Source organism: Mesorhizobium sp. AA22, assembly GCF_001672375.2.
In the GTDB taxonomy this organism is placed as follows: domain Bacteria; phylum Pseudomonadota; class Alphaproteobacteria; order Rhizobiales; family Rhizobiaceae; genus Mesorhizobium; species Mesorhizobium wenxiniae.
Map to the genome: position 1 here is coordinate 6,244,783 of NZ_CP048406.1, position 12,390 is coordinate 6,257,172.

Below are 12,390 nucleotides of genomic sequence, written 5' to 3' on the forward strand. Positions count from 1 at the left end.
GGAGGAGGGGTTACAAGCCTTTGTGCAGTTCTCCCAAATTTTTCGATATCGAAGGGCTTACCTGCGTCCCGTTTAGCCATCGATTCCGATCGTTTTAGCTTCATCTCACGACGGGAATAGGCGCAGAGAGGTCTGGCCCTGGTGCAGAAATTACTGCCGGTACCACCGAAGTGAAGGGGTCGAACTACTTTGTCTAGCGCCAAATTGCTGACGGAACGTCCGGCGCCCATTGTTGCTGCATGCCTCGATTCTTGGGGCGGTCTGGATGACGCCATCCACCATCTCACTCCAAAGGGCAGTGGAATCTGGAATGATGTCGCTTTTGTCCGCAAGACATCCTTCACGCCGGATTGGCATATAATCTTTAACTCTCCTTCTGTTTTTGGACTTCCTGTTGATATCGAGGCGAGCCCGAACAGGACAATTTTTGCGATCGGCGAACCGCCGACGAAAGCTCATCGCGCCCTCCATCTAGGGCAGGGGGAAAATACCATCGTTTTGACGTCTGACGCAGAGTTGGTAGCCCAGCAGAATGCAGGGCGTCGGTTCGTCTTGTCTCCACCTATCACTCGGTCTTGGTCTGTAAGAAAGTCATATGACCAACTTCTGGTCAGCGAAGTCGTTGACAAGCCGCGTCGGCTCTCATGGATTACCAGCAACATCGCCCTGCTTAAAGGACATCGATATCGGCTGGCGTTTTTGGAGCGGCTGAGAGAGGAGATCGAGTTCGACCTGTTCGGCCGAGGTTTTCACCTGATTGGAGATAAATGGGACGCACTTGCACCTTACCGCTACAGTATAGCTTTCGAGAATACTAGAGCTGATTACTATTTTACAGAGAAGCTTATGGACTGCTTCGTTGCTGAAACAATGCCGATCTATTACGGCAGCCCGGCAATCACGAGGTTCTTTCCGCCGGATTCAATGGTTCTGATTGATCCAGAGGACAAGAACGTAATTCAAAAGATCCGAGAAATAATCAACTCGGACCTCTGGAAGGAACGTCGCGATGCAATACGAGAGGCGAAGCGGTTGGTACTTGAGAAGTACAATATATTTGCTTATCTCGCGGGCTTCATCGAAAGCGTTCAGGACAAGCCTTTGCCGCCTAAAGTTATGCACATCGGTACGCCCGAGGTCGATTTTGGGGTAGACGAATGAACTGCAAGGTTTCGCTTCGCGCGCCCGGCGGTTGGTGGTCTCGCAGGGGTCCGTTACGGAACACTCGGCGGAGAATGCCTCGAGCATCTTCGATTAAAACAGGGTCGGTTTGGGAATGACGCGAAGATCCTGTCTGATTCACTGTCCCGGTGATTTACGAGGATGTGATGATGATGAGGAGCCCAAGGGCGGACCTTGTGGGCGCGTGATTGCGGCCATTGAAGTCGGGATTCGACGCGGGAGGCGACGCGTCGCATCCGGATCGGTATTTCGATGGCCGGGAGTTGGTATCGCCGCTATCGCGAGACCGGCCAGATGGAAGCGCGCAAGCAGGGCCAGCCGTCGCGTTCGAAGCTCGATGCGCATGAGGCCTTTATTCTTGGCCTCATCGAGGACGCGCCGGACATCACGCTTGCTGAGATCGGGGAGCGCCTTGCCGCCGAGCGTGGCGTGCGGGCAGCGTCGTCCACGGTCCGGCTGTACCTCGACCGGCGCGGCATCACGTTTCAAAACAAGACGGCGCACGCCGCCGAACAGCAGCGCCCCAATGTCCTGCGCCGCCGCAGAACCTGGTTCGATGGCCAGCTCGATCTCGACCCCGAGAGGCTGATTTCCGTCCATGAGACCGCAGCATCCACAAAGATGGCGCGGTTGCGTGGCCGCAGCCTGCGCGGCGAACGATGCCGGGCGGCCGTTCCTCACGGCCATTGGAAGACTACCACCTTCACGGCCGGCCTGCGGCTGGGCGGCATGGCGGCGCCAATGCTGCTCGATGGCCCTATCAATGGTTGTGCCTTCCTCGCCTACGCCCAGCAGGTCCGCGCACCCGAGCTTCGCCCCGGCGACATCGTGGTCATGGACAACCTGCCCGCCCACAATATCAGCGGCGCGCGCGAGGTGATCGAGAAGGTTGGCGCGGCTCCTGTTCCTGCCGCCATACTCGCCCGACTTCAACCCGATCGAGATGGCTTTCTCGAAGCTCAAGGCTCTCCTGAGAAAGGCTGCAACCCGAACCATCGACGAACGTCGGTCGTGGCCAACTGCCTCGCAGCTTTCACGGCCGAGGAATGCAGGCACTATTTCGAGGCAGACGGCTATGACCCCGGAATAAGTCGAGTCTGCTCTAGCTGCGCAAGCGGGCCGAGACGGGCGCACGACAATCGTATGCCACCGGGCTGCTGCTGATCAGGCGAACTGGGGAAGGCCGGGAACGGAATTGAGGACCTCGTCCACGAGTTCGTCGCCGGCATGTTCCTTGGCGAAGGCGATCGTCTCGTTAGCAAGGCCGGCGATATTTCCCAGGCTGAGACCCTCGTTCATCAATTGCTGGCCGAAACCCACCACGCCGCCTCCGGCGAGGACGCTGCCGCTCTCTGCGTCCTCACCATCATGCTTCGCCACTAATTCCGAAGCTCCGGGAATGGCCTCGATCATGCGCGCAGCGGGACCGTCGGCTGCCTCGCGTTGCAGGAAACCCAGCATCATGCCAACGGCCTTGTCTGCGAGAGCCGGGTCGACGCCGACATTGGTGGCGATGCGTGATACGAATTCTTCCAAGGCAGGGCACCTTTCGTTTTATTGAGGTCAGAATGATTAGCTATGTTTGTCCCGCTCAAATGGTTGAGCGCAGCGCCAGTCTACGCCTCCGCAGTCTTACGCAAAAACCTCTCAGGTATTGGTCCACCCTCTTGGCTACTTCCATGGACTTCACGTCTACAAGGCGCTGAAACGGCACCGCAGCAATGATGGTGGTTACAAGTACAATGACGACAGTGCTACTAGCCGCAATGGCATGCCCCCATTGGATAGTCCAGAGATAGACAAAGCACCCGAGGGAACAAAGGACAGGGAAATGAAGAAGGTAGACCGAGAACGACAATCGACCTAGGAGTGGGAAAAAGTATGACGAGAAGGCTCGCTGAAGCGATGGAAGCGCGAGAACGCTAGCGACAAGGAAGGCTGCACCGACGCAGTGCATTGCGTCCTTCAGGGGATTAAAGTCGATTGGGGAGAGTTTGATGATCGGCTCATACCAGATGGCGTTTGAGAAGCCGCCAAGATAGATGGCAGCAAGAAAGATTACGATCTTAGCTTCGTGAGGCCATTTCGCTGCAGAAACGCGAGTCAGGAGGACGCCGACCCCGAACGACAAGGCGAAGGGCAGGTAAGCTATATGGACCGCAAAAGAGAGAGCCGCGGCAAAAACTGTGACGAGGGCGAAGGTGAACCACCTCGCAGCGAAGGCGAACATGAAGGCTAAGTATGAACCCACGAGCTCAATGGACATTGTCCAGAGTGGTGAATTGAGTTTGTTCTTACCGAGAAATAAGGACTCATATAGGGCCTCCTGGGCGATGGTCGCGGCCGTAATTGAGCTAGGGTAATACCAGGTCAGCCAGACCGAGCCCGTGAGTGGGGCAACTTCAAGATTTCTCATCAGCCCCATGGCAAAAATGGTACCGGCAAAAACGATTGAAGCTGCGATTGGAATGCCGAGGCGGGGTATCCGTCGGATTGCTCTGGATACAAGCACCGACGCATTTCCAGTGTCAGCAAAAGACTTGGTAAGGACGAAGCCGCTTAGAACGAAGAATACACAAACCGCAAAGCTTCCGTTGATAAGCATGCTGAATGGGGGGAGAGTTAGAAGCTGAGCAGGCCATCCGATTTCTGGCCACGCTGCTTGCGCCAACGGGTACATGGTTTTGAATATCCCTGGCTCGACAGCGAAGAGGGCGTGAGACAAGAGGACGCCAACTGCAGCCAGCCCCCTCAACCCCTCTAAAGCAATAAAACGCCCAGATCCGGCCTGCCCCGCCGCCATTCCGTTCATGGATACTCTGCCCCTTATGATGCGCCGGTTTCGCCTTGGTCTTCCTACAAAGTCCACGCTCGTGAACGTGAGCTGGAAAGCACGGGACATTGGCTTTCCTGTACGGCGCTATGCAGCATCATGACGGATGGGTAAACTTGATTGTTTGGATATAATGCATCCATGGGATGGATATGCGGGCCATGCCCACCGGCGACAGCCGGTCCTGGATCTGACACTCGGCCTGATCGTCCGAGAGACAGTAGAGCGCCTGCAGCACCATGATCTTCAACATCATCACCGTATCAAAGGGCGGCCGTCCGCCCTTGGCGCCATCCGCTCGATGAGCATCGTATCTTCGTCGAGTGGGCCCCGGGCCGGCGCAAAGGTGAAACGCGCGCAAAGGCGCTCCTTCGATCGCCGACGGCGACATGCGGCTCCGAATCTGATCGACCGGTTGCTGGCAATGACGGCTCCGCTGGTCTCTCGTTCCACCCAGCAGGACCGCAACCGTCTGTTCCTGGTGAAGAGCGAGAAGAAGGACGCGGTGACGCTTATTGCCGAGGCGACCTTATCGCACGCCCTGAAGCCGTTCATCAAAAGCTCCAATGCCCGGATCGCCGTCTGGACAAGGCCGCACCCGAGCGGGCCCGGCAGCTCGCCCAGCAGCGATGGCTTCCAGGTTCTGCAGATCGAAGTGCGGCGCCTGGGCACCGAGAACGCCGCTCTGCTGAAGCGTATCCTCGAAGCCGAAACGGAGGTCGATCGCCAGAGGCGTCACAATGCCCGCCTCGTCGCAGAACGCGAGGAAGTCCAAAGCCAAAACGCTGATGCAAAAGGCCCCGACGGCCCTAACCTGCGAAAATGGCCAACTATCGACCATTCGGCTGTAGCATTAATATGGTTCCGCTTCCGTTCCGTCACATTGTGCGGCAGGTTGCTTTGAGCCAGCCTATAGCAAACTCTGAGTCTAGATTATCCGACAGAGCCGAGGGCCGACTTCCTCGAACCCGTTCCGCAGATAGAAATCGAGCGTGCGCTTCCATTTTGGTTGCCCGGGCGCTCCAACCTCAAGTCGCTTCCAACCACGAGCACGGCTTTCCTGCGAGGCGACCTCAAGCAGATGAGGGGCAATCCCTTTGGAGCGCTTGTCGGTTCGAACATACAGCTCCGAAATGTAGCCGAACTTGCCTCCTGCATAGATCGCCGTGCATTCATTCAGCACCATGATGCCGACCGGCTCGTCATCTGCACTTGCGATCACAGCGACCACGCCGGCGTCGGCAAGCACTGTCTCCGCGCTTTGTCTCACGACGTCGGGCGTGGGCGCTTTCCCGCCAGAGAGTTCATCGAGTAGCGCGTGACTGAAACGGCCGACCGTCTCTGCGTCCGTTGCGTTGGCGCGGCGAGTAGATATGAAAGGAATATTTTCTCCTGGTAGTGATCAAAATCCCGATTCATGCTGCCATCCGCGCAGGTCCGACTCATTCTTTTAAGTAACTCGGACTAATGAACAGCATTTTTCGTAAAAGGTATGATAATGCCAATCGAGCCAAGCCAAGCTCACCGCATAGGCGGTCACCTGCCACTGCCATCCCAGAGCATCAGGATGATCGCGCTGCGCGACAGCTTGGCGAGCTGCAGACGCGAGCGACTGGTTCAGGGCAAGCCGCTTCGCCATCAACGAGACCCGCTGCAGCAGGGTTGTAAATGCCCGCACCATGGCGCCGCAAATCCGCGCTTGTGGCGCCATGACGTTGAGGCGAGTGAGTTCGGCGCTAACAACGCCGACTGAATCCGATCGGAAGGGTGCCCGACCGCGCCGAAAAGGCGCGATCTTGGATGGCGACGCGATCGCCTGCGGATAAGCGCGAGTTGACCGTCGACGTCCGCCATTTCCGTTTGCACCGCCTTGGACAAGGACTGCCCCGGGGCATGATGCGGGCCTGGTTGGCGTCCGTGTCGAGGCCAGGTTCGTAGGCAGCGGCTCCCGTGAGGTTGAGCAGTTCTAACTCGTGGCTTGAGTTGACGGCGCTCACGCACAGCCGTTCCAGGTGCGCCCCGTTGTGCGGCCTTCCCATTGGCTTGGCCAAGCTTCTGGGTGATCCTCTGCATCGCCGGTGGCAGAGAGGTCCGGTTTGCAACGTTAGCACAGGCCAATATTGCGGCCCCCTCTGGGCATGTATGCGTCCCTGTTTGGCCTGACTGAGCCAGCTTGCACCCGGTCGGACATGCAGTCCAACCAGGATGCGCGCATCCACGTCAAGCCCCATGAAGGCGGAGAAAATCCTCGTATGTCGCTTGCAACCCGGCACCAAGGGACGTTTTGGCTTTCCAGCCAAGGTTACGCAAGCGCGTTACGTCCAGTAACTTGCGCGGAGTACCATCTGGCTTCGTCGTGTCGAATACCAAATCGCCCTTCCAGCAGACCGCCGCCTTGACGAGTTCCGCCACCTCGCGAATTGTGACGTCCTCGCCAACGCCAACATTAATCAGGGGCGCAGTGTCGGGGGCAGTTAAGGCGTCAAAATCTGAATCTGGCAGGCCAAGCAGGAACGCAATGGCATCGCCTACATCCGACGAATACATAAACTCTCGCCGAGGGTTTCCGGATCCCCAGACCTCCACCGAGGAATCGCCGTTCATTTTAGCTTGATGAAACCGGCGTATCAGAGCGGGCAGAACGTGGCAATTTTCGGGGTGATAATTATCGCCGGGACCATATAAGCTGGTCGGCATCAACGCGAGATAGCGCGCCTTGTACTGCCGGTTGAAAGACCAGCATGATTCGACACCTGCGATTTTTGCCAAAGCGTAAGGACGATTAGTCGCTTCAAGCGGACCGGTGAGAAGGTATTCCTCCCGTATCGGCTGCGGACAGTCGCGTGGATAGATACACGAGGAGCCAAGAAAAATCATCCGTTCGACGCCGGAAGCGTGAGCGGCATCAAAAACACTGACTTGAATCGCGAGGTTGTTATGAAGGAAATCGACAGGGGAGCTAGCGTTCGCCAGTATACCACCAACCTTTGCGGCGCACATTACGACGTAATCAGGCCGCCGCGACATGAAGAACCTGCGCGTCTCGCTCCGGTCAAATAGATCCAGTTGGTCGTGAGTACGTGTTATTATCTCATAGGAACCTAAAGCCTCGAGGGCTCTCATTGTGGCGGATCCAACAAGGCCGCGATGGCCTGCCACATAGACTTTCTTCATCTTTTTGTTTTCCATTGATAAGGCTCTGGACTTTCCTTAAGAAGACCACAATATCACTGACAACAAGCCAGCATGGCGCCACCATTATCAGCATAACTCTCGTGGACTGTGTGAATAATAACCCTGCTTCATCAGCACTGCGTCACGCTCTGCCATGCGCAAATCTTCCCGAACCATCTCCCTAACCAATTCGATGAAGGAGATTTTGGGCGCCCACCCAAGTTTTTCTTTGGCCTTGCGGGCATCGCCGAGAAGTGTCTCGACTTCTGCAGGACGAAAATAACGGGGATCTACTTTTACGATCAGAGCTCCCGTCTTTGCATCGTACCCCTCTTCGTCGACCCCTTCCCCAACCCAACGAACATCGATGCCGAGTTCAGCGGCCGCGACGGTGACGAATTCGCGCACCGAATGTTGCTCACCGCTAGCAATAACAAAGTCTTCAGGTTGCTCCTGCTGCAGCATCAACCACTGCATCTGGACGTAGTCTCGAGCGTGCCCCCAATCGCGACGCGCATTAAGGTTGCCCAGGAATAGAGTCCGCTGCATTCCAAGCTTAACCCGAGCCAGGGCACGCGTGATTTTGCGCGTTACAAATGTTTCACCGCGCGCGGGTGACTCATGATTAAATAAAATACCGTTACATGCATACAAATTGTAAGCTTCTCGATAATTTACGGTGATCCAGTGAGCATACAATTTGGCAACAGCGTAGGGTGATCGGGGGTAGAACGGTGTCGTCTCGGTCTGTGGCGTTTCCCGCACCAGCCCGTAGAGCTCAGACGTCGAGGCTTGGTAGTAGCGCGTATGCTCGACGAGCCCCAGGATCCGAATTGCCTCGAGGATACGCAGCGCACCCAAGGCATCGGAGTTCGCGGTGTATTCAGGTTCTTCAAAGGAGACTGCAACGTGGCTCTGAGCTGCCAAATTGTAAATTTCGTCCGGCTGAACCAGTTGAATGACGCGCGTAAGGCTGGACGAATCTGTCAAGTCCCCGTGGTGAAGTGTAAGATCAACGCCAGTTTCATGAGGGTCATGATAGAGATGGTCTATACGGCCCGTATTAAAAAGAGACGATCGTCTCTTTATCCCGTGCACAGAATAGCCCTTTTCTAAAAGCAATTCTGCGAGGTAAGAACCGTCTTGGCCCGTGACCCCGGTGATTAAAGCGACTTTTCTCTTTGACAAGCTTGAATCCTTTTGATTTTGACGCGCCCAAGAAAATACTCGCCTGCGGCGGGATTGCGTGGCGAAAAATGGGGCGCATTGGCAGGGCGAACGGGGCCTCTGCGCGAAGGCTAGGGAGAGTTCGAGCGGGCTGCCAACCCTTTCATGGAGCCGGGGAACGTTCGAAAGAGTTATCAATCAAGATCAAACGACGCGGGTCATTCAAATCGAATTCGACAATTCGTGGCACGAAGAGGCGGGCATAGCGTGTGAAGGCGCTAGTCGGAGGAAAGCGAATTACAGTGTCGCATCTACCGAGGAGATACATCTCAACGAGAGCGGAAAAACCCCCGTCGGTGCCCAGTGCTGCACTGTGTAAGGGGCCGGCCTGATCCGCTTGGAAGCGTTTTGGGACGGTGAAAAGTTCGGGAAATACGCCCGACAAGTGATCAACAACCTGGGCGCTGTCTGTACACAAGAACACCCTTACAGGCCTTGGATGCGGTTGCGCTTTGGCCATACGAATGGCAGTGCATACCTGCTCTAAGGCAACCTTTGGATCAGCCCAGTAAGGTGCGTGATCCATAATACCTTCGCCGTTGCCGTGGCGGACATGGACTCCAATTATGCTGTGCCCGTCAAAATGTTCCTGGTAGAGCGCTTCAATCCGATCCTCAATTTCGACCCTCGGTCTGATGCTCCGAAATATCGTTCGCTCGGCTTGCTCATCGCAGCGCCACATCAAGCAAGCATCACACACTACCGTGTTGGCTTCACAATCATCTTGGGCCTGGAAAAGATCGTTAAGCTCGTCACGTTCTTGGAAAATCTGTTCATCCGGACGGTACACGCAGTCGATGGATGGCTTGTTCCACCACGACGGGAAGAAGGGACCGGGGAATGAGACGTGGTTGATCTCGTCATCGCAAATGACCCGTACACCACCGATCTCTTCAATTGGCTTGAAGAAAGCCGGAAAGGCATTCGCAAACGGGTTGTCGAGGTAACAAGAGCCGCGCCAATCTATTGCTAAAGCCCGTCCCGTCCGATGTGCGTAGTCCCATGCCGACGCGAGAGACCACAGGCAATCACCGAAACCCGTGCGCCGTCGAGAAACAACGAACCGATCCATCCTTGAGCCATCAACAAGCATCTAAATTGCCTCTTTCCAGAACACCACAAGCCTCAGCTTTGCTGCTGTCTTTGAGGCAAGCGCCTGCGCAATTCGGGGAAGCTTGTCGTGCTGCGCCAATGCGATGTAGCTTGCGTCGATCGCGGAAGTGCCTGGCCGCGATGGACGCGCGCCTGGACGGGTCTTCGACGCAGACCAGAGAATGCTCTTCGGAGCCAACGCAAACATCAACCACTTCCCTAAGCCTTACATCCTTGAATTCTTTCTATGCAACGTGCCGTACCATCGGTAAAATCGTCTGTTTCGATGAAACGCATCCACGTCATGGATAGCTAGTGACATGGGTTCCAGGGCGTTGACCTGAACCCTCTCGTTGTGCGTCACAGCTAATCCCAGCGGAACCTTACGGCGGCAGCACGCAGCATGACCCACGTCAGCCGGCCATGAGCGCGGCCGCGACGACGACATCCGAACGGAGCCGTTGACATGACTTCACTTGCACCACTTCCTCAGATCATCATGGAGCCCATCGTGCGCCGTGACCTGCTGGAAGACCTGGGCAGAGCCGGCGATATCACGAGCGATGCAATTATCGCCGCCGATTGCAAAGCCAAGCTTTCGCTTAACGCGCGCCACGCGGGCAAGGCTACGGCCGCGTTTGTCGAAGCGATATGCGGTCAGGCGCCAATCACCGCTTCGCGCTCGACGACGCGGTGCTCATCAAGGACAACCACATCGGCCATTGCCGCGACATCCCCACCGCAATCGAGCGGGCGCGTAGCGTCATAGGTCACATACAAGATCGAGGTAGAGGTGGACAGGCTGGACCAGTTGGAGATAGCCCTTACAGTGGGCGTCGACGCCGTGCTCCTCGACAACATGTCGGTCGAGGAGCTTGCGCAGGCTGTGGCTATGTCGGGCGCCGCGCGATCACCGAGACCTTGGGCCGAGTAACGCGGGCGAGCGCCCCGGCAACTGCGGCGACCGGCGTGGACCTCATATCGATTGGCTGGCTTACCCAACAGCGCGCCCATTCTCGACATCGGTCTCGCGCTTGGCGCCGGCGCCATCACCCGGCACTTCAAGATGTTCATAGCTCCGGACCGTTCCGAACGATCAGGGTGCCGGATGGCCACTCGCTCATCGAGCGTCCAATCGGCACAACCACTACGAGCACGTCCTCCACGCGCGTGGGCGGCAGGTCGAGATACACATCTGCGAGAGTGGACCGCACGCGAACGCCCGACACAATCGCCGCCAGGCCGTCTCTGCAGAACCTTTCCATATGGTTCCGCATCGCGTGCCGAACGGTGCCGAAAGCGAATGGAACCCCAAGCTGCTGCAATACTGGATATACAACGCGCATTGAATGACTGATCCCTTGTCCCTCAAGATCCGGACGCACCCCGTACAACCCCAGGTCGGCCACTAGGAGCTCGACCTCGTCAACCTTGATGAAGCGGCGTAGTATGCCGATATGAGCCGCTACGCCGTGCGCGTCGTAGCTGATTGCGCGGAGTTCCGGCCTCGCACCGGCCCAGCTACGGCCGTCTTCGAATGGCTCTGAGTTGAAGGCCCCAGTCGGTCCGTAGGTCTTTCGGAAAAACTCGGAGAGTTCGACATGATCGGCCTGTTGCAACTCATTTTCCCAGCACAACCTCCACCGCACGTCAGAGCACATGGAAAACCTCATCTTTGTTGCTATTTTGTTGGGGAAGCGCCTAGCAGGGGGACGCTTGTCGAATCGAGCCGGCTCGATGTAGCTGGCGCACCGAAGAAACTAGCCGCAATGAACATGCGACCCCGTTGTGTTCCGAGCACACCGGAAGGCGCACACCAGAACAATACTGCTCTGAACCAATGCAAAAATTCGATAACTAGCTATGGCTTACATCTTTGAAATCTTACTATGCGACGTTCTGCGGCATTGGCAAAATCGTTTCTTTGGATTAATGCATCCACGCTATGGATAGGAAAAGACATGCGGTTCAAAGAACTTGATCTAAATCTCCGCCCACGGCGGCCTTGATCAGGAGGCTTCGACCCGGCCAGTTGCCCGACCGACCCGCTCGTCAGTTGCCAGACCAACCGACTGCTATGGGTGCGAACCTTCCCCCACTGTTGATAGCCGTCATCGGGCCGCACTGAACTTTTCACGCTAAATCATCGCCATGCCGCCATTGACGTGAATGGTCTGGCCGGTGACATAGGCGGCTTCGTTGGAAGCGAGGTAAGCGACGGCGGAGGCAACTTCGGCGCTGGTGCCCATGCGCCGTGTCGGAATCGCCGCCATGATCGCCTCTTTCTGCTTGTCGTTGAGCTTGTCGGTCATCGCCGATTCGATGAAGCCGGGGGCGACGCAGTTGACGGTGATGTTGCGCGTGGCGATCTCCTGCGCCAGCGACTTGGAAAAGCCGACCATGCCGGCCTTGGAGGCGCAGTAGTTGGTTTGGCCAGGATTGCCGGTGACGCCAACCACAGAGGTGATGTTGATGATGCGGCCATGCCGGCGCCGCATCATCGGATGGGTGAGTTCGCGGGTCAGCCGGAACACGGCGGTCAGATTGACCTCGAGCACCGAATCCCAGTCGGCGTCCGACATGCGCACAAACAGCCCGTCCTTGGTAATGCCAGCATTGTTGACGAGAATGTCGACGCCTTCGAGATCGGCCTCGACCTTCTGGCCGAGCGCCTTGACCTCTTCGCGATTGGAAAGGTTCGCCGGGAACAGCTTGACCCGGTCGCCGAGCTCGGCCGCCAGCGTTTCCAGCTTCTCGACGCGGGTGCCGTGCAGGCCGACGACAGCGCCCTGCGCATGCAGCACCCTGGCGATCGCCTCGCCGATGCCTCCCGATGCGCCTGTGACGAGCGTCTTGCGGCCGGTCAGATCGAACATTTATCG

The 12,390-nt window shown here is 57.0% G+C and carries 11 protein-coding genes and 3 pseudogenes; 4 read left to right on the forward strand and 10 right to left on the reverse strand.

What is annotated here, in order from left to right; genetic code table 11:
- Positions 1–189 precede the first annotated feature (189 nt).
- Both A9K68_RS29520 and A9K68_RS29525 read left to right on the forward strand, forming a co-directional pair.
- On the forward strand, positions 190–1,161 hold the full coding sequence (locus tag A9K68_RS29520) for a glycosyltransferase family 10 (protein WP_082982603.1): 972 nt from the start codon (positions 190–192) through the stop codon (positions 1,159–1,161).
- A 252-nt stretch (positions 1,162–1,413) separates the two neighbouring features.
- Positions 1,414–2,265 (forward strand): annotated as a pseudogene (locus tag A9K68_RS29525) (IS630 family transposase); the annotation flags it as partial.
- A gap of 81 nt (positions 2,266–2,346) precedes the next feature.
- On the opposite strand, the gene A9K68_RS29530 reads toward A9K68_RS29525, so the two are convergent.
- The 3 genes and pseudogenes from A9K68_RS29530 to A9K68_RS29540 all read right to left on the reverse strand — a co-directional run.
- Positions 2,347–2,718, reverse strand: coding sequence for a hypothetical protein (locus tag A9K68_RS29530; protein WP_065010667.1), 372 nt, complete (start codon positions 2,716–2,718; stop codon positions 2,347–2,349).
- 55 nt (positions 2,719–2,773) lie between these two features.
- Positions 2,774–4,084, reverse strand: a complete 1,311-nt coding sequence (locus A9K68_RS29535) for an acyltransferase (protein WP_082982604.1) — start codon at positions 4,082–4,084, stop codon at positions 2,774–2,776.
- 103 nt (positions 4,085–4,187) lie between these two features.
- Positions 4,188–4,301: pseudogene (locus A9K68_RS29540) on the reverse strand (transposase); the annotation flags it as partial.
- 129 nt (positions 4,302–4,430) lie between these two features.
- On the opposite strand from A9K68_RS29540, the gene A9K68_RS32110 reads away from it, so the two are divergent.
- Positions 4,431–4,919, forward strand: coding sequence for a hypothetical protein (locus A9K68_RS32110; RefSeq protein WP_246811260.1), 489 nt, complete (start codon positions 4,431–4,433; stop codon positions 4,917–4,919).
- A gap of 24 nt (positions 4,920–4,943) precedes the next feature.
- Here A9K68_RS32110 and A9K68_RS29545 read toward each other — a convergent pair whose 3' ends face one another.
- From A9K68_RS29545 to A9K68_RS29565, 5 genes are all read right to left on the reverse strand, one after another.
- Positions 4,944–5,264 (reverse strand): GNAT family N-acetyltransferase, encoded by a 321-nt coding sequence (locus A9K68_RS29545; protein WP_245430168.1) that lies wholly within the window; start codon positions 5,262–5,264, stop codon positions 4,944–4,946.
- Positions 5,265–5,465: 201 nt separating this feature from the next.
- Positions 5,466–5,696: a hypothetical protein gene (locus A9K68_RS29550; RefSeq protein WP_141246637.1), complete on the reverse strand. Its 231-nt coding sequence runs from the start codon at positions 5,694–5,696 to the stop codon at positions 5,466–5,468.
- Positions 5,697–6,235: 539 nt separating this feature from the next.
- On the reverse strand, positions 6,236–7,204 hold the full coding sequence (locus A9K68_RS29555; protein ID WP_065010672.1) for a GDP-L-fucose synthase: 969 nt from the start codon (positions 7,202–7,204) through the stop codon (positions 6,236–6,238).
- Between the two features lie 72 nt (positions 7,205–7,276).
- Positions 7,277–8,377, reverse strand: coding sequence for a GDP-mannose 4,6-dehydratase (gmd, locus tag A9K68_RS29560; RefSeq protein ID WP_065010673.1), 1,101 nt, complete (start codon positions 8,375–8,377; stop codon positions 7,277–7,279).
- A gap of 142 nt (positions 8,378–8,519) precedes the next feature.
- Complete coding sequence (locus tag A9K68_RS29565) at positions 8,520–9,509, reverse strand: nodulation protein NodZ (RefSeq protein WP_065010674.1); 990 nt, start codon at positions 9,507–9,509, stop codon at positions 8,520–8,522.
- Positions 9,510–9,974: 465 nt separating this feature from the next.
- Here A9K68_RS29565 and A9K68_RS29570 point away from each other — a divergent pair.
- Positions 9,975–10,550 (forward strand): annotated as a pseudogene (locus A9K68_RS29570) (hypothetical protein); the annotation flags it as partial.
- A gap of 28 nt (positions 10,551–10,578) precedes the next feature.
- Here A9K68_RS29570 and A9K68_RS29575 read toward each other — a convergent pair.
- Together A9K68_RS29575 and fabG are read right to left on the reverse strand one after the other, a co-directional pair.
- Positions 10,579–11,169: a NodA family N-acyltransferase gene (locus tag A9K68_RS29575; protein WP_065010676.1), complete on the reverse strand. Its 591-nt coding sequence runs from the start codon at positions 11,167–11,169 to the stop codon at positions 10,579–10,581.
- A 477-nt stretch (positions 11,170–11,646) separates the two neighbouring features.
- Positions 11,647–12,384 (reverse strand): 3-oxoacyl-[acyl-carrier-protein] reductase, encoded by a 738-nt coding sequence (gene fabG, locus A9K68_RS29580; protein WP_095780357.1) that lies wholly within the window; start codon positions 12,382–12,384, stop codon positions 11,647–11,649.
- Positions 12,385–12,390: the final 6 nt, after the last annotated feature.

What these genes read in the sequence shown, in the direction of transcription:
- A9K68_RS29535 (WP_082982604.1), bottom strand. Translation starts at nt 4,084, where the DNA reads ATGTCCCGTGCTTTCCAGCTCACGTTCACGAGCGTGGACTTTGTAGGA.
- A9K68_RS29550 (WP_141246637.1), bottom strand. Translation starts at nt 5,696, where the DNA reads ATGGTGCGGGCATTTACAACCCTGCTGCAGCGGGTCTCGTTGATGGCG.
- A9K68_RS29555 (WP_065010672.1), bottom strand. Translation starts at nt 7,204, where the DNA reads ATGGAAAACAAAAAGATGAAGAAAGTCTATGTGGCAGGCCATCGCGGC.
- A9K68_RS29565 (WP_065010674.1), bottom strand. Translation starts at nt 9,509, where the DNA reads ATGCTTGTTGATGGCTCAAGGATGGATCGGTTCGTTGTTTCTCGACGG.
- A9K68_RS29575 (WP_065010676.1), bottom strand. Translation starts at nt 11,169, where the DNA reads ATGTGCTCTGACGTGCGGTGGAGGTTGTGCTGGGAAAATGAGTTGCAA.
- fabG (WP_095780357.1), bottom strand. Translation starts at nt 12,384, where the DNA reads ATGTTCGATCTGACCGGCCGCAAGACGCTCGTCACAGGCGCATCGGGA.